The organism is Paraflavitalea pollutisoli (genome assembly GCF_029360705.1).
Lineage (GTDB): Bacteria > Bacteroidota > Bacteroidia > Chitinophagales > Chitinophagaceae > Paraflavitalea > Paraflavitalea pollutisoli.
The window spans coordinates 537951-560544 of the sequence record NZ_JARKMX010000001.1 but is presented as its reverse complement, the minus strand read 5'-3'; the positions used below and the strand labels follow the sequence as shown (position 1 = coordinate 560544).

The following is a 22594-nucleotide window of genomic DNA, read 5'->3' as shown; positions in this document are numbered from 1 at the left end:
GGACTCAAGGTTTATAACCTCGGATCCACCGGCTCACATTCCATGGCCAGCACACCAAATACGCATTGGTGTACACGCCGCAACGGTTCTTTATCAACAAAACGCTGTAATCCTTCTACCCCAAGTGCAAACTCACGCATGGCCAGGCCACGTTTTGCATGGAGTCCTCTTACCTTCAATCGCTCCAGGTTTTCCGGAGAAGTATATTCCGGCCCATAAATGATCCGAAGGTACTCCCGGCCCCTGATCTTGATAGCAGGCTGCACAATACCCTTTGCATACTTCTCTATGAAGTTATACGGCTTTACGACCATACCTTCACCGCCTGTAGCTGTGGAAGACAACCACCACTCCGTTGCTTCATGGATGCTCGCTTCGTCATTTAACGATACTACTTTGTAAGGCGTTGTTTGCATAATAGCAGGATCGGCCAGGCAAATCTTGCTGATGTTTTCCATATGCCATTCGTGGTGCTCGCTGGTCCATTGTTTCCCTTCAGTAGCGAGGATATGGAAAGGTGCCAGTTTATAGTCCTCGATGCTATTTACCGGCCAGCAGTATTGACGGTATGCGGCAATAAATTGTTCAGCTTCTTGTTCCCTCGATTGGTATTCGACTAATAATGCCTGCCCGTTCGGGTCTCTGTCAGCCAGCTGTTGTAATACGACGTTCACGTCTTTCAGGGCATTGGTGGCGGCGGTACCTACAGCAGCGTACTGCGATTGAAGCAAGGCCTGTGCTTTGGCACTCCAGGGCATTAACTCGACGTCCAAACAAACCCAATCGGAACGAAAGGTCTCATAAAAGGACGAAGCATGGAGCGCCGTATTGACTCTTTGCAGCAAGGCTTGTTCCATGGCCTTGTCGCTGAAAAAGGCCCGGCCAGTTCGTGTGTAGATCGTGCCGATGCCCTCTCCGGTAATACCAAACGCCCTACTGATGGCGTTTTCATCCTTCCCGACGATCACAACGGCCCTCGACCCCATGTGTTTTTCCTGGCAAACAACCTTACTGATACCTGCTTCTTTGTAATAATCAAAGGCCTCGGTGGGAAACTCCAGGTAATCTTTTAATGTACTGGTCTTGGCCGGACTCATGGTCGGCGGCAGGTAGATCAGCCATTGGGGGTTGATGGCAAAACGGCTCATCACTTCGAGAGCTGCCATCGAATGCTCTTCACGAATGGTAATATTTCTTCCCAGACTGGTTTCTACGATCTGTCTGCCAGTAAAATCGGCGATATCCAGCACGCGGTCGCTTTCCTGTTGCATGGTAAGTGGTACGCCAACTTCTTTCACAGGATATAAAGGTTTAGCCGGTACGCAGTAGACCTGTGCAGCCGCTACCGACACCAGTTCTCGTTCGGGGTAACGCAAGGCCGTTAACTGTCCACCAAAAACACATCCGGTATCGATATCGATGGTATTGTTGAGCCACTGCGCCTCGGGTACGGGCGTATGACCGTATACCACGGTAGCTTTGCCTTTATATTCTATAGCCCAGTTATATCGTACAGGCAGGCCAAACTCATCGATCTCGCCCGTTGTTTCTCCATACATACAAAACTCCCTCACAGCTCCTGATCCACGGCCGTGCATATTTTCTTTCAACCCGGCATGGGCCACCACCAGTTTTCCCTGATCGAAAACATAGTGGCTGACGAGGCCGTCCAGGAAATCTTTCACCCGGTCACGGAACTCCTGGGTTTGAAGGCTTAACTGATCGATCGATTCCTCCAATCCGTGCCGTGCCTGCACGTCTTTCCCCTTCAGCCACTTCAATAGTTTTGCATCGTGGTTACCCGGCACACAATAAGCACTACCGGCGGCAGTCATGTTCATCACCAACTCTAATACAGCCGGCGTCTTAGGCCCACGATCCACCAGGTCGCCTACGAAAACCGCTTTTCTACCGGCAGGATGGTTCCATAAGTTGTCATTATACTGGTATCCGAGCCTGGTTAATAAGGTAGCCAACTCATCGTAACATCCGTGCACATCGCCTATGATGTCAAAAGGACCAGATACGGCTTTCTTATCATTATACAGCGGATCGCGCACGATATCAGACAGGGCTTCCACTTCTTCTAGCGACCACAATTCAATGATTTGCCGGAAGCCTTCATATTTGAGTTTTCTGAAGCTACGCTTCAATTGGGAGATGTGTTGTGGAATAACATGCCTTCCGAAATTCCTGTCGGGCCTTGCGGCATTGCGCTGTGCGCATAACTTCTCAGGCATATTGAGGATGATCGCAATGGGCAGGCAATGGTATTCCCGGGCAAGCCTGATCCAGTCTTTTCGCCCTTCCTCCTGCACATTGGTGGCATCGACGACCGTCAATAAGCCGTTTTTTAGCCGCATGCCTACCAGGTAACGCGCCAAGGCAAAAGCATCTGCAGAGGCCGTCTGGTTGTTTTCGTCATCACTGACCAGGCCCCTGCAGGTGTCGGATGATACGATCTCTGTTGTTTTAAAATACTTGCGGGCGAAGGTCGACTTGCCCGACCCCGTGGCCCCGATGAGCACCACCAGGCAAAAAGCGGGGATATGTATATGGCTGTTTGTTGACATCTTGTTGTGGTTGATTTGATTTTACTCCAGCCCAGGTTGCGGTACTGGTTGACTGAACACCGCCATCTGGCTGATGGCACCTACTACAGGATCGGCATCACCGACTGGTTTGAAACTAACATGGTATCCATAGCGTACCGCAATAGCGGTTGCCCAGGTCTCGAACTCTTTCCGCGTCCATTCGAAGCGATGGTCGCCGTGGCGCAACTGGCCTGCAGGCAGGTTTTCAAAGCGAATATTGTATTCAGCATTGGGGGAGGTAATTACCACCAGTTGTGGTTTGGCAAATTCAAATATGGTTTGTTCCAGAGCCTTCAACCGAGGCGCATCGAGGTGCTCGATTACCTCTACCAGTGCCGCTGCATCGAACCCTTCCAGGCGCTGATCCCGATAGGTCAGCGAACCGTGGATCAGTTGTATACGCTCCCGCTGCTTATCCGTCATCCGGTCCATCTTCAATTTGTCCTTCGCTATTTCCAATGCACGATAACTCACGTCCATACCGAGTAGATAGCCAAATTGCCTTTCGGTCATCAACAATTTCAGCAACTTTCCTTCTCCACAGCCCAGGTCTACCACTCTTTTGGCTCCAGCAACCAGGAGCTCATCTCTAACCGCCTGGAGCCGACGTTCGTGAATGGGCAGAGAAGTGGGCTCCTGGTCTTCCTCCGCTATATTATCTGGTTCCTGCACATTGGTTCCTTCGTGTTGAAATAATACTTCCAGTACCTGATTGGCCAGTACGCGTTGGTTTTTGAGGTAGCGCCGTACGATCAATTCCCGGGCAGGATGCGTTTCCAGCCAATCCTTTCCCTTCTGCAGCAGCTTATCGACTTCATCTTTGGCCACCCAATAATGTTTGCTGTTATCACACACCGGGATCAACACATATAAATGAGACAACAGTTGCTGCAGCGTAAGGGTATGGGTTAGCTCGACCGTAAAATACCGGCTACTACCCCATTCCGGAAAGGCGGGATCAAGCGGATGCTGAACGGCATTGATCGTATACCCCAGCGGAGCAAACAACGACTGGAGCAATGCTTCGCCACCCCGTACCGGGAGTACCGAAACGCGCACTGTGAAGGGCATGGCAACGCCAATCAACTCAGGCTTATCCTTACAGCGGCCATTGAGCGCCGAGCTCAACCCTTTGGCTATTCCGGCACTCATCAATGAGCTGCACACATAGGGACGGTCGTTGACGTATTGTTCAAGGGCAAAGTCACTTCCTTGGGGGCCAGCATTTCTTACCAGGGCTACCGGGTCCATATCGAGCAATAGCGCTACGGTACAACGTTCCGCACTCACTTCCGGGTAGAAGATGTGCACCTGGCCAGCCGTGAGTGCTACCGATTGGATTTTGGCTGGATGTTTATGCAATAAAAAACCCAGGTCATCTGCCGGCATATGCGTGGTGGTAATGGTCAATAACACAACGAGAAAATATTAAATGATAAATAATTACCAGACTCTTTGCTAATCAGCCGCTTAACGGCGACAAGACAAAGATTGAACAATACTGCGCAGTCTTTTTGCGCAGTTAATAATTTCTACTAAAATTGGTGAAAATTTGCACGATGCCTGTAAATCGAAATGCCTTGATCCGCTACCGTACCATTGACAACTGTTTGCAAAACCGCTTGCGGAAGTGGACATTGGAAGACCTGATAGAGGCTTGTTCGGCCGCCCTGTATAACATGGAAGGCATCGATAAAGGGGTGAGCCGGCGCTCCGTGCAGGCAGATATCGAGATGATGCGCAGCAATAAGCTGGGCTATGAAGCACCGATCATCGTGATTGACCGAAAGTATTACACCTATGCAGATAAGCACTATAGCATTACCAACAGCCCCATCAACCAGCAAGATCTACAGGTCTTGAGTGAGGTATCGGGCTTGCTGCAACAGTTTAAAGCCTTCAACCATTTTACCGACCTGAGAGAGATGGTGAGCAAACTGGAGGATAAAATCTATTCGCAGAAAACGCATAGTCTGCCGGTGGTGGAGTTTGAAAAGAATGATCACCTGAAAGGGCTTGAACACATCGAAGTGATCCGGAAAGCCATTGTTGCCGAAAAGACATTGAGCATTACCTATCGGTCTTTCAAGGCCAGGGACGCGAGTAGTTTTTGCTTTAGTGGATACCTCCTGAAAGAATACCGCAACCGCTGGTTTGTGCTGGGCGTTCGGCATGGCCAAGCCGGTCAGTTGCTCACTCTTGCGCTGGACAGGATGGAAAAGATTGAAGAGCACCAGGAAGCTTATCAGGAAAACAAGGTCGTTGATCTTTCCACCTTTTTTAATGACGTCATTGGTGTTACCAAGAATACCGGGCAGCGCGATTGTGAAGTAGTATTTTGGATCGACAATGCCAATGCCCCCTACCTCATCACCAAACCCTTGCATCACACGCAGAAGATGCTGGGTGAAGAAAACGGTGGTAAGATCTTTCGCATCAAGGTGGTGCTCAACTTCGAATTGGAGCGGGAGCTGTTGGGCTTTGGCGCAAAGATCAAAGTGCTGCGGCCGCGCATCCTGGTAAAGCAGCTGAAAGGACACCTAAAAAAGGCATTGGAGAGATATGCCAACTAGCTTTTGTGCGCACCCTGAATAACGATCGCCCCAGTACCCTGTGGATAGTACGCCATATCCTTCTCGTATCCATTAAAGCGGGAGATACCCCAGCAACATTGCTAAGTAGGTACGAATTCTCATTTGTGCTATAGGTTTTGTACGTAGTAAACAGGTTGAAGATATCTAAATTTGCCCCGCTCATCTCCTGATTTTTGGCTATATTTATCTGCATAGGCAATTCTCCATCCGTAAGCCAAATCAACCAGCACTCTTCCACCGTACCCCCCGAAAAGCCGGAAAACCATTAACGCTATATGAACCTACAGAAAATGCTCGCTTTGCTATGCTGCACTGCCTTTCCCGTATTGCTGTCTGCCCAGATCGACGAGCAACTAAAACGGGATATTATCAACACCGGGTATGTACACAGTCCTTTGCCACTGGATTACAGTAAATCATTTGAAACCTATGGCGTCACCAAAAAGGTATTGTCCTCGGCGATGTTGTGTGACATGGAGACTCTGGATAAATGGACACATAAAGGGTTCGGTGGCATGCGCCTGACCAACGAAAGAAGTAAATCTGGCAAAAACAGTTTGCGCCTTGTGGGTCAAACCACCAACCCAACCTTCCTCGACTGGGGTATCGGATTGGGAACATCCATGGCCAGCTATGAGGTGGGTGGTGCCAATTGGGAAAAATACAACCGGATACATTTCTTTATCTATCCCCATTGCGAAGGCGCCCGCAGCATCTACCTCAACCTGTATATTGAAAATGACGGCGCGATCAAAGTGCCCGACAAATACGAGCGTGAGGGCATTCATGAGATCAACCTGATCAACGGGCAATGGAACGAGTGTTTTGTAGAAATGCCTGATCTGCCGCGCGACAAGGTCACCAAACTATCCTTTGCCATGGAGATCTTCGGCAAAGAGCGCACCATGGGCGACTCTCTCAAATTTGACATCGACGCGGTATCCCTGCAAACGATAGAAAATCCGGAAATAGCCAGTGGATGGGTGCCGGCGCCAAACCGTATTATCCATTCGACGACTGGCTACGGCACAGAAAGTGAAAAGACAGCTATTATTCATGTTAAGAACCACAACGGCAGTTTTCAACTCATCGACAATACCCGGAAAGCAGTAGTGTACGAGGGAAAGGTCAATGCGGCCAAAACGGCCATCGGGAGTTTTGAAACGGTCAATTTCAGTGACTTCAAGAAAGAGGGCCAATATACCATTCGTGTTGGCAATGTTACCACCAAGCCATTTTACATCAGTAAAGACATCTGGGACAACTCGGCCTGGCGCATGCTCAATTATATTTTCTGCGAACGTTGTGGTTATCCCATTCCCGGTAAACATGGCGCGTGTCACAGTGACCTCAATGTAACCTTTCAAGGTAAACTATTTCCCTTCAATGGCGGTTGGCACGATGCGGCAGATATGTCGCAACAGGTATTACAGTCGGGAGAAATCATATTTGGCCTATTGGAAATGGCGAAACGTGCGAAAGAAAAGGGTAACCAACAGCTGTTCCTGCGGTTACAGGAAGAAGCGGGATGGGGCATTGATTGCATATTGAAAGCAAGGCTGGGCAATGGCTACCGTGCGCAGACCTGGGGCACCAATTTATGGACAGACGGCATTATCGGAACCAAAGATGATTCGTCGAAACGCAGGCAGGTACGTGTACACAACCGGGCGTTTGAGAATTTCCTGTTTGCGGGTATCGAGGCATTCGCATCGATGAACATGGATAACGATCCGATGCTGAAAGAGTTCCTGGGAAAAGTAGCGGTGGAAGATTTCAACTATGCCAGGCAACGATTCGACAGCCTCGGCTTTGCCGACCTAAGCAGTATTGGTGGCGGTGGTGATCATGCAGCGATGGCTTCCAATAGCCAGTACGCGGCCAATATATCCTTTGCAGCCACTCAACTGTACAAACTAACCGGAGCTAAGATCTACGCCACTGAAGCTGCCAAAGCCATTGAGTATTCACTACAGTGTCAACGTACGGAGCCGCTGAATGATAAAAACAAAACACGCGGCTTCTTCTACCGGGATCTGAACAAGCAATCAATCGTGCATTATACGCACCAGTCCCGCGACCAGGCCTATATGCAGGCGTTGACAGCACTGTGCTCAACACAACCCAATCATCCTGATTACAAAAAGTGGGAGGCATCTATCAGGCTGTACGGTGATTACCTTAAAAACATCATGCAGTATGTGCAGCCCTATGGACTGGTCCCTAGTGGCGTTTATCACGTTGATGAGGTGAAAGACTCGGTAAACTTTTACAAAGTACAGGTGGGCATTTACAAGGGGGCTGCCAATGACTACAAAGAGCAGCTGGAGAATGGTATCAAGTTGGATGAGGAGCATTCCCTGCGCGTTTTCCCTGTGTGGTTTTCTTTTAGGGGAAATGCTGCGGTACAGCTGTCCACCGGTAAGGCAGCAGCTTTGGCGGGCAAATTTTTGCGAGACAAACAGCTGCTGAACATTGCAGAACAACAGCTGTTTTGGATCGTCGGCAAAAATCCATTTGGTCAGTCCATTATATGGGGAGAAGGAAGTAATTATCCTCAGTTGTATACCGCACTACCCGGAGAAACCGTAGGCGGCATACCGGTAGGCATGCAATCGCGGTTTAATGACGATAAGCCCTATTGGCCGCAATTCAATACGGCCACATACAAAGAATTATGGATTGGGCCGGCAGCACGGTGGTTTTCGCTGATTGCGGAGTTCTAGTGAAACACTACTTTCCGGTGAAAATGATAAAGCCTGAAATGCTACAAGATCGTAGCATTTCAGGCTTATTTAATATTTACAGTGTATTTTATCTTCTTCCACCACCTATACAAACGCCCACTTTGATACCCAGGTAGCCGTTCTTGGTCTTAAGCGTAGTTTTTGCTTCTGTGTTGTAATCAATGTACTCTGTCGTAGTAGCAGGCACAATGTTATACTCCACTCCTAAACGGAAGTGGCTGATCTCTACACCACCTCTGATCAATTGACCAAACTTCGAACCTGCGCTGACAGCGGTCGTGTTTTCGTCGGCGGAAGCAGACGCCAGGGAGTAAATACCCAGACCGATACCTACGAATGGGCGAACCGTGGTTTCTGTGAAATAATAATCACCGGTTAATAAATAAGAACCGGCAGCTTTTACATCAACCTCTGAGGCATACCCTTGTGCGTCAACGGTACCACGGGCCATGACAGCCGCTTCGATGCGAAGACCCACTGAAAGATTGGGGATTACCTCATACTTAGGCTCCAGGGCAAATAGAACACCGCCTTTAGCACCTGTTCCACCAGGCATGGCGTAGCCCAAACTAAGATCTACTTTAAAAGGCTTGAAAGCTGATTCCGATTGCGCGTTAGACACAACAACAATGGCTAAAAAAAGAATACTGAGAGCAACCTTTTTCATTAATAATGGATTTAGGGGTTATTGGACAAAATAGACGGGATCACCTGTACATGCAAGCGAAGTCCGCATTAATTTTTGAATTCGAGTAAATACACAAGCTCAAAATGTGGTTTTTACTACCAAGCCAAGCCATTACTTGCATCATTCCCGCCAAAAAGCACTTATACATTCAGGTCATTGTTAGGTATAAAAATAAAATTCCGGTATCAGGTTTAGGGGTATTTTTATCAGATAAACAATAACTGTGAGAGCCACCAATTATACCGCAGCCGACATACTGCAACAACTGGACATGTGCGCAGACGAATTCCAATTTCCAATGTTTGATAACGGATATGTATATTTAGTGGATTCGAGATTATCTGCCTACAGAAATGAAAAAGAGTGGGCCTTATTGATCGAAGTGGTGGGCTATAGCTACCGCGGTGGCGGCCACGACGGCATCACTAATTGTCTGCATGTGTACGGCAATTGCCTACCGTTTGGTCCAGGAACCAGGAATGAAAATTTTCTTTACTTAACTGCGGATAGCGAGGAAGGGGAAACCTTCGACGAAGAATATGAGCAAGCACTGAATCCTACAACGAATTCAATGCAATTAAGAGAACAAAAAATAACTATACCCCACGATATCGATTATTACAAGTCGGCCGGAGTGGATTTGGAAAACCCTCCAAAAGTCAATATCTGGGAATTTTTACGTGGGATTAACCTTGGGTATAAAGAACAATTCCTGGCGACTGAAAAGGAAATAAGACAAAGAATTCCTGCTGATTTGCCTCGGGTGTTGTTATTGGACGAGTGGTTTCATCCTGATCTCGCAAGCGAAGAAAAGCCCGGTAATCACAGAACCTTTCAGATGATAGCGCAAGTATTGGAAACTGGCAACCCAAGACTATACCAACCAACAGAGCAACCTAATAACCATTGGAAGAACTGGCCGTTAGGAGGAACACTGTAAAATGAAACGCCCGCAAAAACTTTCGTTTTTACGGGCGGTGTAGTCTCACCCGGACAATTATCTAACCAATTACTGAATGATTTATTAAATTTTTAGCGAATTGCCAGACTGTTAATCTTCTACCCAACCGAACTTTCGAGGCTATGTATACCAGCAACGGCCAGTGCTTCCTAAAAGGCCAATACGTTATCAGATCCAGCCTTATGGGCCGCAAATTATTATGAAGCAGCGTGATACTACAACTTCATAAAATTAAAATAAATAGCCATCCCCTTCTTATTGCGTAAAATGGCCACATGCATCCCACGCCCCAATGTCGATAGAGGCACCGTTATCTGAGTCCGGCTGCTTATTGGTATCTTTATGGATGTTCGCCTTCCGTCTATCTGAGTAATAACTAGTTCTTGCCATTGATCCTGTAGGCGCAAACTGTCAACAACGAGAAATTCCTGTGCAGGATTGGGATAAAAGCGTATGCCTGATTGAGTCGCAGGAACTGGCCCCACACTGGTGATGGTATTTACGACAAACTGCATTGGTTGGCTATAAACCGGATTATTGGCTGCGCATTCCAGGGTAAGGAAAAGCTTAGCCCTGACTTTATCGCCTGACTTTTGGGGCCTGTATTCATAGGAAAGAGGCGATCCGGATGCGGGCAGATCCTGCCAGCCTGGTACGCCTGTACTATCCTGCCAGGTAACCCGATACCCGGTACCGGCATTGGTTGGCAACGCGTTGACCGTAGCTTTTTCCCCTGCATTTACTATAGTACCCCCTTCGATTGAAATAGTTGCATTGACTTTTTCCATCACGGTCATGTAGACCTTGTTACTGTGGGTAACAGGAACAGAAGCACATACATTGTCGTTGACAACTGACAGCGAAACGCCGTCGCCATTTTTCAGGGAGTCGGTGACATACGTGTCGGTATTGGAACCGACGTTTATGCCATTAAGTTGCCATTGGTAGGTGGGCGTCTGACCGAGAAAGTAAGACAGAGCATTGAACTGCACCGTAGCCCCCTTGCAAATAGTATTGTTGGTAGTCTGGACAGCGACAACAGGCTGATCAGCTGGTATCGTAGCTATCCTGACGGTATCATAGGCCGGGCATCCATTGGGGCCAAGGACCCTTACTGCATAGGCAGTGGACCAGGTTGGGTTCACCGTAAACTGCGCTACCCGTTTGTCGATCGGGCCAAATGTAACTTCGAACCATTGGTAACTGTTGCCTGCTATAGCAGGAGAACCGATGAGTACACTGCTTCTTGAACAAATGGTCGTATCCCTTCCCGCATCGGCTATAGGCGATTGTTTGACGGTAACATAAACGGTATCGTACGCCACCGAACCATTTTCACTGGTTACCTTTAAAAAGTAATGGGTATTGACACGGGGCCTCGGCGTAGGGTTAGGCTGTGTGGAAGTAAAGCCCACCGGATTAGACGACCAGGAATAGATATTACCACTGGCCATGGATCCGATGCTGACCGTATCGCCCGAACAGCTAATCTTGTCTGGACCGGCATCGGCGGTTACAGCCTGGTTGCAGAAGTCTGTATTCATAGACATGAAATAACCGTCGCCATTCAATACCGCATGTGGCCAGATCACTCCGAAAGAACGATTGATGATCCCGCTTAGATAGGCCCGCGCATAGCCCCCAAACACAAGCTTCTGTTTATGATTGATAAACATACTGGTTATGGAAAAGTCCTGAGCATTGTAATTATAGCCACTGGTATAAACCCGCTTGAAGCGACCTGCCGTATCATACCTGGCTACCAGGCCCTCGCTTGAAAAAATGGAAAGGTTTCTTTGGTTACCGTCCGAAGAAGTCAACACGAAGGACCCGAACGATTCACCATTATTGGATACTTTACCCGATACGAAAATCTCATTGCCATTCAGGCACAAGGCGCTGGCCTCCCCGTAGTATGGATACCGGCTACCCACTCCCCACTGGCGTTTTCCGGCATTATCAAATTTATAGAGCGCAAACGCCGCCAGGCTGTCTCTTACAACTGTGCCATCGCTGTGTTGGATATCAATTCCTACGGGCCGCCCCCAATTGAACATGCTACCGGCCAGATAAGTATTACCAGCTTCATCGGCGATGACAGCCTTTAACCCGGTTTCTCCGTATTCATAGGAAGAGAGGAAGTTATTATACCACCTGACAAATCCTGTTGCACCAAAACTGACAAAGAACGCTTTGTGCCTCGCTACCGTCCCTTTTAACTTTACCTGCTCTACCGACGCAGCATCATAAATACCCAGGTATTCTTCATAAGAACCCACGAGGTAGCAATTACCGGTTTTATCGATGGCTATATCCGACAAGCTATGCCAGTTGTTGGCCTGAAAACTCAATAATCCATTCCAAAGCAAGGTACCGTCGTCTTTGATTTTCAACACCGCATAGTTCTGGTATCCGCGGTAATAGGTACCCGGCATGTCATATAACTGCTTTGCAACTTTGTTCTGTACGTAAGAAAGCTTGGACAGAAAAGCTCCAATTACGACAATATTATCATCCTTGATCGCAATACGATGCCCACTGGCGCTTGCTATATAACCTTGATACAAGGATGTGTGATCAAATAGGATCGTATGCCACAAGTATTGACCATTGCGATCAAGTTTCATCACGAATCCATGGGTTCGTTCTCCCAAATTGGTCGTATCCGCTGCCGACACATAAATACGCATCGAATCCCCATTTCTGAAATAGAACCATTGCGTGGAAATCGCATAACCCGTGAGGTAAATATTTCCCTGTGCATCTGTTTGCCCCGCCGTGATGACGCCACCGTTGGGTTTAAAGTATTGGGCCCATTTGAGCACACCATGCTCCGTATACCTGGCCAAAAAGCTATGACTCCCTGGTTCAAACTTTTTCGACAACCCGATATTACTTCTCAGTTCGGTCGCCTGCTCTGTCGCTCCGATTACATAGGTTCCATTATCATGACTGCCCATGACCTTGACCATAGACATTCCATTTTCACTGTATGTTTCCAGGGGATTAATGGAGCAATCGACTGCCATACCAGGATCCTGGAATACAAATACCGCACTGTTGGTGGCAGTATCTGCGCAGCCATTGGCACTTACACTGATCAGGCGGAGAGTCTTTTGTCCCGGGGTACTGTATCTGATGTCAGCGATCTTTGTTCCGGATGCCGTTGTGGTACTCGCATCCTGGTAGAAGGTCCAATAATAGTTTTGTGCGTCACCATGTAAGCCGGCAAATGATACCGCCTCCCCAGGCGTAATATTAAGTTGATCTGCCACAAACCTTGCCGTAGTATGCTCAACAAGAATATTGAATCTTTTCTGAAAAATGTCGCCACTGGTGGTACCTGTGCGGGATGCTACGAGGGAGTAAATACCGCTTTCCGATACGGGATCGGTCACCAACGTCACTGTACCGCCATTGCCGGTAACGGTTCCTCCGATTACATTGATTTTCGGCCCCATTAGATAATAATAGACCCCAGGTTCTGTACGCTCTATGGAGATTTTGATCCGTTCCGATTTACACAATATAGAATCGGCAATGGAGGTTGGCAGATCTGTACGGGGGTCGCCGAGGTAGGTAAACCCGCCCAAAGTACCTACGCCACGCGGTGCAAATACTTCTATATTGCCCGATGCGCCATAACCCACTACCGCTTTTAGCTGGGTATTGGAAACCACAGTGAATGAACTGGCGGGAACGCCACCAAACCGGACCTGCGTTGTCCCGGTAAAATTGTATCCGTTGATCGTTACCGTCGCCTGCTGAGCAGCCGTCGTTGGCGTAAAAGAAGTGACCCAAACTGCGGGGAAGTACATTTCGCTGGTCATTGTATCGCTGTTCACCCCGTTGGACACGATCAGGGTGACAGTGTCGACATGCCTCAATTTATCGTGCTTATAATTGGCGTGATAGCCCGTACTGATAAGTGTATCGTTGAGATACCATTTGTATTGATAGTTGGGTTTTGAATAATTGCGAAGGCTTACCGTCCCGGTAGCTCCCACTCCGGTGGTATCTGTGCGGAAGAAGGACCTTGGCAACGCAACACCGCCCCCATTGGTACTTATTTCAACCAGTCCATGGCCTCCACCGGCCCACAACTGATCGGCATTGATCACTTGCAGGTCGTTGTGTGAATAGTTGAGGTAGGTATAGCGTTGCTCACGCTGCAATGGCTCCCATACTTTCCCCGAGTCGCTCGTTTTGAATACGTCGAATGCGCCGGATATACCATACCCGGTACTGTCGTTTACAAAGCGCATCTTGATGGCACCAAATGGCGTAATGGACGCATCGTTTTTTAAGGTCCAGGATCGGCCACCATTGGAAGTATAATATACTTCGCCGTACCGCCCGTCATTGCTCAGGTTGAGCCAGCCCTTATTGGCGGTCAAAAAGCTGGAATAAATTATACGACCAGCCGGCGTCACCACCTCGGCCCAGGAGTTACCCCCATCGGCTGTTTTAAACATTTTACTGGTGTTGTATTGCTTACTGAACGCAAACACGTTGTTGTTGTCGACAGCTTCCAGGTGGTCGTAGAATCTGCTGACATCCAATTTCACCACCGACCAGCTCACGCCCTTATTGCTCGTTCGCAATATTCTATCGGCATCAACCGCAAAACCTACGTTGCTATTTTCAGGAAAAACCATATCGGTGATCCCGGTCTTAAAGGTCATTGGATCGTACCGCGCATGATAGATCAGCTTGAATGTATTACCCTGATCGACAGAATAAAGAATAGATGGCACGAGACCATAATCACCATAGACAACCAAAGTATCTTTGTTGAAAGCACAGACACCGTTGATGCCAAATCCAAAAGTCAGATTAACCGGGTATCCGTTGAAATTCACATTACTTAAAGTGATGTTCTTCCTGATAAAGCTGCGACCGCTATCAGTCGTATAGCCAATCCATCTCGTAAAGGCTGCATAACCTTCCTTGGCCGTATAAAAGCTAAACTTCTTCAACTCATTATCCGGATTTGCTTCGTCCATGGACAGTTGGCGCATCTGGGCCTGTGGTTGGTTGGACACACTGAAAAACAAGGTGGCGAGGAGCAGTAAGTAAAAAAATTTCATGGTCGGGCGGGTAATGTAGATCGTTAAAATAGGAAAAAATAGGCCGTAAACCCAATGCCCTTGCCAGAATTTCCGCAAGACTTCAATGAAGCACTCGACTTGTATCGAAAAAATAAAAACCCGCTGTATTACAGCGGGCTTGTCATACTTGTAGTCCGGACAGGAATCGAACCTGTATCAAAAGTTTAGGAAACTTCTATTCTATCCATTGAACTACCGGACCAGGAAACAAATCAGGTTCCTGAAAGAACCTGCACTCGTTTTCCGGGCGCCAAAAATAAGAAAACAAAGCATTGCTTTCAAGGAGAAGGTGAAAAAAGGCCAAATTGCACTAAATCAATCACTAAAAGCAGGCAAAAGCAAACATTCCCCCTAGGCGAACAGGTCGGTAATCGGCGGTCGCCAGCCATACCACGATTAAAGCAGGCATCTAATGAAGCGGGTACCCGATCCAGCCTCCTACCCCATCCATTCGCATCCTGTACAATTTTACTGGACTGCACCTGAATTCCGCCTATCTTTGCTACCCCTAAAAAAAGTACGTTTTTATGAAGTTTTACACTTGGCTTATCCGTTACCGCCTTTACCTGGGCATCGCCCTGGTGGTACTGGGTATCGTGGCGAATATCTACAGCAGCTTCTGGCCTGCTTTCCCGTTGTATTTTATCGGCGCCATCCTCATCTTCGGTCACTTTTTCATCGGCCCCCTCCGCCTGATCCAGGAGCATATGGAAGCCGGCGACATGGAAGGTGCAGAAAAAGTGCTCAACTCCGTTAAGTTCCCCAGCCTGCTCTATAAACCCATCCGTTCTGCCTACTATACCATCAAAGGTCAGCTGGCTATGATGAAACAGGATTTCGACGGCGCTGAATCTGCGATGAAAAAAGGCCTCTCCCTGGGTACCCCCATGAAAGAGGTGAAAGGCGCAAACCTGCTTCAAATGGGTATGATCTCCCTGCAGAAAGGTGACCTGAAGCAAGGCGAACAATATATCCGTGGAGCCATCCGCGAAGGCTTGCCCGATAAAGAAAACGAGGCGGCAGCCTATCTGCAGATGTGCAGCATCATGATGAACAAAAGCCAGTTCAAGGCTGCCAAGGAGTTCTTCCGCAAAACGAAGGCCCTCAAGCCCACCACGCCCGAGATCGTCAAGCAGATCAAAGAGATCGAAAAATATATTTCCCGTATACCCGGCTAATCACTGGCACAAAACGGAAAAAGGTTGACAGGAGCCCTGTCAACCTTTTTTATTTTCGGTCGTCGCTGTTCAACATGGTACCCGTAGCGGAAGATTCAGTCCTGTTCAATCGCTCCATGCCGGCCACTAAAACCATTCGCTTTCCTGGGTAGCATTGCCGGCTATCCCATTACCCTTTCCAGGGTCCAAATAGCGCCTCTACCTTCTCCCGCCTGAAGTCGAATATTTTCTTAAGCTTTTTACCCACGATCAGCGAGTTCATCAGGTCGCCGACAATCCAGCCTGGAACCTTGTAGTGCACGATATCCGTCATCTCTACTCCGCCCGTCACTTCTTTAAAATGATGCTGATGGTGCCAGAGACTGTAAGGGCCATATCGCTGCTCATCAGCAAAATACTTCCCAGGCTCCACATGCGTGATCTCCGTCATCCAATACCATTCAATACCCCATAGTGGCTTGATCTTGTATTCGATGATCTGACCAGGATAGATCCTGTCGCCATGGTTAGTGGAGGTTACCCGGAAATGCACATCCGCCGGAGTAATAGCCTGTAAATTGTTTGGAGTAGAAAAGAAGTCCCACGCTTCCGTTATCGGGACAGGAAGTAACTGTATTGCCTTAATGGAGTATACGCCCATATTGTTCCAGTCTTAAACAACCACAAAGATACCCCCTTTTACAAGCGATAATCTTTTTTCACCTGCTCCGCACATTCCAGCATCACCTTTGTCACCAACTGCACATCTGCCGCTATCCCAGCCGTCTCTTCTTCCTTTTTACCGTTCTGCTCGATTTGCCGGATCACTTGCTTCAACGACACGATACCCATGGAATCCACTGTAGACTTTAGTTTATGGGCCAGCTTGCCCACCTGCTGCCAGTTTTCAACGCCGGTTTCCCGATGCATGTCCTGCAGGGTGAGGGGCATGGTGTCGAGGAACAACTGCAGCATCCGCAATACGAATGACTCATCACCACCGGCGATGCTATACACCAATGCCAGATCGTACAGCTTGTCTGTTGTAGGTACGTCTACCGGCTCGGCATGTTGTGATTCTATGGCTACCTGGGTATCAAACTGAATGGGCGACATATCGGTCAGGTTCCTGGCAATGATCTCGTACAGATCTGCCTCGTTAAAAGGTTTGGAGAGGTAATCGTTCATACCGGCTTCGAGAAACCGCTCCCGGTCTCCCTTGAGGGCATTGGCAGTCAGCGCAACAATAGGCACCGCTGCTTTGGCGGGTACTACGATTTGCCTGATTTGCCGGGTCGCTTCCAACCCGTCCATTTCCGGCATGTGGATATCCATCAACACCAGGTCATACTCCCACTGCTGCACCTTGCCAAGTGCTTCGCGGCCATTGGAGGCTATGTCTACTACAACACCCCAGGCTTCCATCATATGACGGGCCAACTGCTGGTTGAGCTCTACATCTTCTGCGATCAATATCTTTTTCTGCGCCAGGCTCCGTTTTTTGGATGTTTGCATGTGCCGGTTATTTAGTAGTTAATTCGCCGGCCTGTATCATTCGGTAGATGGTCGACTTGCCGATATCAAGTTTTTTGGCTACCAGCAATACGTCTTTGTCGTATTTATCCAGGTAATGCTGAATAATATGTATTTCAAAATCCTTCAGGGTACGTTCCTTGCTCAGGAGGTCATTCACCGTCGCAACGGTATTGATGGTAATATGCTCCGGATTGACGACATCTCCATCGGCCATTACAGCCGTCAACTCCATCACAGACTTCAGCTCACGCACATTACCCGGGAAAGAATACTGCAACAGTTTTTGCTGCGCCTCCTGCGTAAGGGTTTTCTTGGTGATGCTATTGTCCTTGCAGAAAAGGTCCATGAAGTGACGCGCCAGCATAATGATATCATTACCCCGCTCCCGAAGCGCTGGCAGGTGTATGGGTAAACCGATCAGGCGATAATAAAGGTCCTCACGGAATGTTTTACGCTGTACTTCTTCCAACAGGTTGCGATGCGTAGCCACGATGATGCGGGCATTGAGGGGCACCACTTCGTTGCCACCAATACGCGTCAATTCCCGCTCCTGCAGTACCCGCAGCAATTTTGCCTGCAGACTGATGTCCATCTCACCGATCTCATCCAGGAAAAGGGTTCCCCCATTGGCTTCTTCAAACTTACCGATACGTCGGGTAAGCGCTCCTGTAAAAGCGCCTTTTTCATGACCAAACAATTCACTTTCGATGAGGTCCTTGGGAATAGCTGCCACGTTCACGGCCACAAAGGGCTTTTTCTGCCGGTCGGAATTGTAGTGAATGGCCTTGGCCACCATTTCCTTACCGCTACCGGTTTCACCGGTGATCGACACCGTAATATTCGTTTTGCCAGCCTTTTCGATCAGGCCGTATATCTTTTCCATGACCTCGCTCTTGCCGATCAGGAATTTGGAGAAATCATATTTTTTGGCCACCTGCTCTTTCAGCTGCTCCACTTCCTGCCGCAGCCCCACGATCTCCCGCAGGTGCAACAACGTGTTCCACAACCGGTCCTTTACGTCGTCGTCCTTCACGATATAATCGAATGCCCCGTTCTTGAGCAGGTTAATGGCCGTACCTACATCTTCTTGTCCGGAAATAATGATGACCTGTACATCGGGATTGACCTCGCGGATCTTTTTCAAAACGGCGCTCCCATCCATGTCGGGCATGGAATAGTCGAGCGTCACCACGTCAGGTCGTTCGTGCAGTTGACTGAAAAAAGCACTGGAGCTATCAAAGCGCTTTACTTCGTAGTCGGGATTCAACGAAAGATAGTGTTCGATCATTGAACCGTACCAGACGTCATCCTCGAGTACGAAGATTTTAAGGGCATGCTGATTTTTCATGTGTAAAGGACTAAATAGTACTATATAAACGTATGGAAGCCAAAAAAGTATTCCCAAAATGAATATTTTTTCCGCGAATGAGAAATATCCAGGAAACTGCACTATTTAAATTCCCTTGAAACTCAATCCCTCACAGCATTTCAGGTTCATTTTTCGGGCCCAACTTTGATCATACGCAGTTTTGAAAATTATGTAGCAGGTCGACTTACGGACGCTGAATTACTGGCAGAATGACATATTCCAACGTTGGGAATAGCGTAGAATCAGGTAGGGTCTGGCTCCGGCTGAGGTAGACTTGTCCCAAAACCGGAAAACACACATCGTTCCCGATTGCCTGTCAAACTGGCTGCAGAACAAGTACCTTTGGGCATGCCCCACCAGTTTCTCCCGATAACGGCCCTGGAAAAGATCGACCTGTTCACCCGACTGATCGATGACTTCCCGGAAGGGCACCCCCTCAAACGTTACCGGGGAGATGTATACTTCGAGATCGTGAACTTTCAGCGCCTTTTTTCACTGATGATGAAAGAGGGGTGGACCTCAGAACAGGTTAACCAGGCCATCGACCAACATCTCAAAACACCAGGTCAGGAAGTGCTGCCCGATACGATCGAATGGACGGATAAGCTCAGGGCCGCCGTGCATGAATACGACAATTACCAGTCCTTGCTGGTGCAGTATCAACGGTATGATGCAAGCCCGGTTACAGCAGTAGAAGCAGGCATCCCTTCCCTGGCATCGCAGGTTGGTGTGACATCGGAGTTTTCAATAACCACCTTAGCCCCCCAGGGGGAAACAGGCTACGACGAAGAGGATCCAGCCACGCTGCTCGAGCATCCCCTCATCGAAAAGATCGTCGTAGTGCTCAACTACCTCGCCGCAGAAAAGGAAATACCTTCCAGCGGAGAGGCGCTGTTATTTGAATTGTTACACGGCCCCTGGTTCGGTATTCCTGTGCAGGAGATCAACAACCTGGTACTGGAAGTGGCCGACCGCCAATACACCGAATACATCACTTCCCTTCGCCGTTTGCTGTACGAAAAATCACATACCCCTCCCAGCAACCTTTTCGCCACCGGTCCGCATCCTGGCTTGCAGCAAGCCTGTCAGGCTATCGAGCAACTGCTTACCATCGCCGACCAAGTATCTTTATTCGATCTGTTGCAGACGCTGCTACAGGAAACGGGTATTGCCAATTATATCGACCGCAGTGCAGACAAAGACTCCCTGACCGCTGTCCTTAACAGCTTTACCTGGCTGTTGACCGTAGAGGTACAACGGAATCCATTGCTCGGCCTGTCGCGATTTGTACATCAACTCGCCCTTCTGCCCTATTCCCGGTGGGCGGTATCTTTACCGCCTATCGACAAAGACAGCGATGTGCTGGAAACCCTGGCCATTTTCTACCGCCCTGCTGTACGCGCCTATAACTCCTTCGACGGATCTCCCGACGAAGTTATCCCTGCCCACCAGGGCCCCAGCATCGCCAGACTGGAGTTGTCTATCGAAGACAAGCTGGTGCATCGCTTTGTGATGCATGCCACGGCACTCAACAGTTATTTACGTTGCCCCCTCGACTTTTACTTCCACATACTGCTGCGCACGCCCTTCCCACGTAATGAGGCCACGGAGTTTGGATCGGCCGTGCATTGGGCACTCGAGCTGTTGTTCCGCAAAATGCAATCGAACCACGAAGCCTTTCCACCCGGCGAATCGTTGGTCAAAGACTTTGAAGACTATCTGCACCGGCACCGGGCGAGCTTTACGACAGAGCAATTCAACCGCAGGCTGGCATATGGGCGCGTGGTATTAAGTAACTATTATGAGGAGTATGTTCGCCGATGGAATACGATCGTCACGGTGGAAAGGAATTTCCGCAACGTGGTGGTACAGGGGGTACCGCTGAAAGGAAAGATCGACAAACTCGAATTTGACGGCCGGTCCGTCAACCTCGTCGATTATAAGACCGGTGATCCGGAAAAGTCGATCGAGCGGCTATCACCTCCTTCGCCAACCGTTCCGTTTGGGGGCGATTACTGGCGACAGGCCGTTTTTTACAAGATCCTGGTCGATAACTACCAACAAAAGACCTGGACGGTCAACAGCGCCGAATTTGACTTCATCGAGCCGGATAAGTCGGGAGCCTACCATAAAGAAAAGTTATTCATCGAACCACAGGATGTGGAAACGGTCACCCAACAGTTCCGGGCAGCCTGGCAGCGCATCAGTGACAGGAACTTTTATACAGGCTGCGGCAGGCCTCATTGCCATTGGTGCCATTTTGTTAAATCATATGGCCTGTCAACCACCCCTCATGAATAAATCGGCCAAACAAGTTATGTTTGCAGCTTATTGAAGTTGTAAATTTCCATGAAGCAGGTTTTATCCATTCTTCTTATTATAGTTGCGATCGCTCAATTCCAGGTGCTTACGGTAGGATGTGCCAATATGGCCGCGCCCCAGGGAGGACCAAGAGATTCTTTGCCTCCTCTTCTCGTGGAAGTAAGACCAGCAGACTCTGCACGGCATTTCAACGGCAAAAGGATCGTGTTTGAATTCAATGAATACATTGCTCCGCCAGACAATATTCAGGAAAACCTGCTGGTATCGCCTGTACCCAAACTAGCGCCCAATGTGACCACCAAACTGCGCACCATGACCGTGGTGATCAGGGATACGCTGGAAGCGAACACGACATATTCTCTCAATTTTGGCAATGCCATCAAAGACATCAACGAGGGCAATGTGCTGCGAAACTTCACGTATATATTCAGTACAGGAGATGCCATCGACTCCCTGTCCGTCTCCGGAAAGGTAATCATAGCCGAAACAGGCAAGGCCGATTCCACCCTGATAGCGGTGCTTCACCCCAACCTGGCCGATACCGCAGTGATCAAAGACCGCCCCCGGTATATGGCCAAACTGGACAAAGAAGGCCAGTTTACCTTTCACAACCTACCTGCGGGGACCTATGCGCTCTATGCGTTCAAAGACGAAGGCGGTCAGCGTAAGTTCAGCAATCGCGGACAACTATTCGCTTTCTCCGATTCGCTGGTCAACACTACAGCAGGAAAATCTTATACACTGTACGCCTATCCGCAAACAGAAGAGGAAGAAGCAGATACAAGTACGGCCAAAAAACCTGCCTTGCCGCCTGTACGGCCAGCCGTCAGTAAGAACGCAACCGCCGTTCAGGACAAGCGTCTGCGGATGGAGACCAATCTTGCCGGTCAGGAACTCGACATCCTCGGTCAGCTGGAGATCAACTTCAAAGCAGCACCGCTCAAATATTTCGACTCTTCAAAAGTACAGTTCGTAGGAGAGAAGTTTGAGCCGCTCACCGGCTACCGGTTCATCAAAGATTCTTCCGACAAAAAGATCACCCTGGAATACAATTGGGTGCTCAATACACCGTACAACCTGATCTTCGATCCTGCATTTGCAGAAGACTCACTGGGGCATAAACTGGCCCGTATCGACACGCTTGAATTCCGCACGAAGAAAGAAGCCGACTATGGCATGGTCAGACTACGGTTCCTCAACCTCGACCTCACCCAACATCCCGTTCTTCAGTTTATTCAGGGCGACAAAGTGGTAAAGAGCCATGTATTCACCAACAATACCTTTTATGCCAAGCTATTTACACCCGGAGAATACGATATGCGCATTCTTTTCGATACCAATCAGAACGGTGTATGGGATGGCGGTGAGTTCTTTGGTAAGCGGCGCCAACCCGAAAGAGCCGTACCCGTACCGCGCAAATTAAACATCAAGGCCAACTGGGACAACGAAATAGATATTACCCTGTAGAGTCCACCACCAAAGCATTCACCACCGACAACTTAATATGACAAGAGG

13 protein-coding genes and 1 tRNA gene are annotated in these 22594 nt (G+C 48.8%); 6 read left to right on the top strand and 8 right to left on the bottom strand.

Annotated features, from left to right (window positions below; all coding sequences use genetic code 11):
• Positions 1 to 11 precede the first annotated feature (11 nt).
• Both P2W70_RS02380 and P2W70_RS02375 read right to left on the bottom strand, forming a co-directional pair.
• Positions 12 to 2573, bottom strand: coding sequence for a polynucleotide kinase-phosphatase (locus P2W70_RS02380; protein ID WP_276479821.1), 2562 nt, complete (start codon positions 2571 to 2573; stop codon positions 12 to 14).
• Between the two features lie 21 nt (positions 2574 to 2594).
• A complete protein-coding gene (locus P2W70_RS02375) occupies positions 2595 to 4010 on the bottom strand; it encodes a 3' terminal RNA ribose 2'-O-methyltransferase Hen1 (RefSeq protein WP_276479820.1) in 1416 nt (471 codons plus the stop codon).
• Positions 4011 to 4153: 143 nt separating this feature from the next.
• On the opposite strand from P2W70_RS02375, the gene P2W70_RS02370 reads away from it, so the two are divergent.
• A complete protein-coding gene (locus P2W70_RS02370) occupies positions 4154 to 5167 on the top strand; it encodes a helix-turn-helix transcriptional regulator (protein WP_276479819.1) in 1014 nt (337 codons plus the stop codon).
• Between the two features lie 296 nt (positions 5168 to 5463).
• Entirely contained in the window at positions 5464 to 7914 is a 2451-nt protein-coding gene (locus tag P2W70_RS02365) for a glycoside hydrolase family 9 protein (protein ID WP_276479818.1), read from the top strand.
• Between the two features lie 88 nt (positions 7915 to 8002).
• Here P2W70_RS02365 and P2W70_RS02360 read toward each other — a convergent pair whose 3' ends face one another.
• Positions 8003 to 8602 (bottom strand): OmpW family outer membrane protein, encoded by a 600-nt coding sequence (locus P2W70_RS02360; RefSeq protein ID WP_276479817.1) that lies wholly within the window; start codon positions 8600 to 8602, stop codon positions 8003 to 8005.
• Between the two features lie 244 nt (positions 8603 to 8846).
• On the opposite strand from P2W70_RS02360, the gene P2W70_RS02355 reads away from it, so the two are divergent.
• The gene (locus P2W70_RS02355) at positions 8847 to 9563 is read left to right on the top strand and encodes a DUF7003 family protein (protein ID WP_276479816.1); all 717 of its coding nucleotides are present in this window, start codon (positions 8847 to 8849) and stop codon (positions 9561 to 9563) included.
• 236 nt (positions 9564 to 9799) lie between these two features.
• Here P2W70_RS02355 and P2W70_RS02350 read toward each other — a convergent pair whose 3' ends face one another.
• Together P2W70_RS02350 and P2W70_RS02345 are read right to left on the bottom strand one after the other, a co-directional pair.
• A complete protein-coding gene (locus P2W70_RS02350; protein WP_276479815.1) occupies positions 9800 to 14674 on the bottom strand; it encodes a WD40/YVTN/BNR-like repeat-containing protein in 4875 nt (1624 codons plus the stop codon).
• 151 nt (positions 14675 to 14825) lie between these two features.
• Positions 14826 to 14897 (bottom strand) — tRNA-Arg (locus tag P2W70_RS02345).
• Between the two features lie 325 nt (positions 14898 to 15222).
• Between P2W70_RS02345 and P2W70_RS02340 the strand changes: the two genes are divergently transcribed.
• Positions 15223 to 15873 carry a tetratricopeptide repeat protein gene (locus P2W70_RS02340; protein WP_276479814.1) on the top strand — a complete coding sequence of 217 codons (651 nt, stop codon included), beginning with the start codon at positions 15223 to 15225 and terminating at the stop codon, positions 15871 to 15873.
• 169 nt (positions 15874 to 16042) lie between these two features.
• On the opposite strand, the gene P2W70_RS02335 is transcribed toward P2W70_RS02340, so the two are convergent.
• The 3 genes from P2W70_RS02335 to P2W70_RS02325 all read right to left on the bottom strand — a co-directional run bounded on the left by P2W70_RS02335 (position 16043) and on the right by P2W70_RS02325 (position 18736).
• On the bottom strand, positions 16043 to 16405 hold the full coding sequence (locus P2W70_RS02335; RefSeq protein WP_276479813.1) for an SRPBCC family protein: 363 nt from the start codon (positions 16403 to 16405) through the stop codon (positions 16043 to 16045).
• Positions 16406 to 16551: 146 nt separating this feature from the next.
• On the bottom strand, positions 16552 to 17367 hold the full coding sequence (locus P2W70_RS02330; RefSeq protein ID WP_276479812.1) for a response regulator: 816 nt from the start codon (positions 17365 to 17367) through the stop codon (positions 16552 to 16554).
• A 7-nt stretch (positions 17368 to 17374) separates the two neighbouring features.
• Complete coding sequence (locus P2W70_RS02325) at positions 17375 to 18736, bottom strand: sigma-54-dependent transcriptional regulator (protein ID WP_276479811.1); 1362 nt, start codon at positions 18734 to 18736, stop codon at positions 17375 to 17377.
• A 330-nt stretch (positions 18737 to 19066) separates the two neighbouring features.
• On the opposite strand from P2W70_RS02325, the gene P2W70_RS02320 reads away from it, so the two are divergent.
• Positions 19067 to 21058 (top strand): RecB family exonuclease, encoded by a 1992-nt coding sequence (locus P2W70_RS02320; protein ID WP_276479810.1) that lies wholly within the window; start codon positions 19067 to 19069, stop codon positions 21056 to 21058.
• Positions 21059 to 21106: 48 nt separating this feature from the next.
• Positions 21107 to 22546: an Ig-like domain-containing domain gene (locus P2W70_RS02315; RefSeq protein WP_276479809.1), complete on the top strand. Its 1440-nt coding sequence runs from the start codon at positions 21107 to 21109 to the stop codon at positions 22544 to 22546.
• Positions 22547 to 22594 lie beyond the last annotated feature (48 nt).

Excerpts from the sequence above, each read along its gene's own strand:
- P2W70_RS02360 (WP_276479817.1), bottom strand. The coding sequence starts at position 8,602 with ATGAAAAAGGTTGCTCTCAGTATTCTTTTTTTAGCCATTGTTGTTGTG.
- P2W70_RS02365 (WP_276479818.1), top strand. The coding sequence starts at position 5,464 with ATGAACCTACAGAAAATGCTCGCTTTGCTATGCTGCACTGCCTTTCCC.
- P2W70_RS02340 (WP_276479814.1), top strand. The coding sequence starts at position 15,223 with ATGAAGTTTTACACTTGGCTTATCCGTTACCGCCTTTACCTGGGCATC.
- P2W70_RS02350 (WP_276479815.1), bottom strand. The coding sequence starts at position 14,674 with ATGAAATTTTTTTACTTACTGCTCCTCGCCACCTTGTTTTTCAGTGTG.
- P2W70_RS02380 (WP_276479821.1), bottom strand. The coding sequence starts at position 2,573 with ATGTCAACAAACAGCCATATACATATCCCCGCTTTTTGCCTGGTGGTG.
- P2W70_RS02330 (WP_276479812.1), bottom strand. The coding sequence starts at position 17,367 with ATGCAAACATCCAAAAAACGGAGCCTGGCGCAGAAAAAGATATTGATC.
- P2W70_RS02315 (WP_276479809.1), top strand. The coding sequence starts at position 21,107 with ATGAAGCAGGTTTTATCCATTCTTCTTATTATAGTTGCGATCGCTCAA.
- P2W70_RS02325 (WP_276479811.1), bottom strand. The coding sequence starts at position 18,736 with ATGAAAAATCAGCATGCCCTTAAAATCTTCGTACTCGAGGATGACGTC.
- P2W70_RS02370 (WP_276479819.1), top strand. The coding sequence starts at position 4,154 with ATGCCTGTAAATCGAAATGCCTTGATCCGCTACCGTACCATTGACAAC.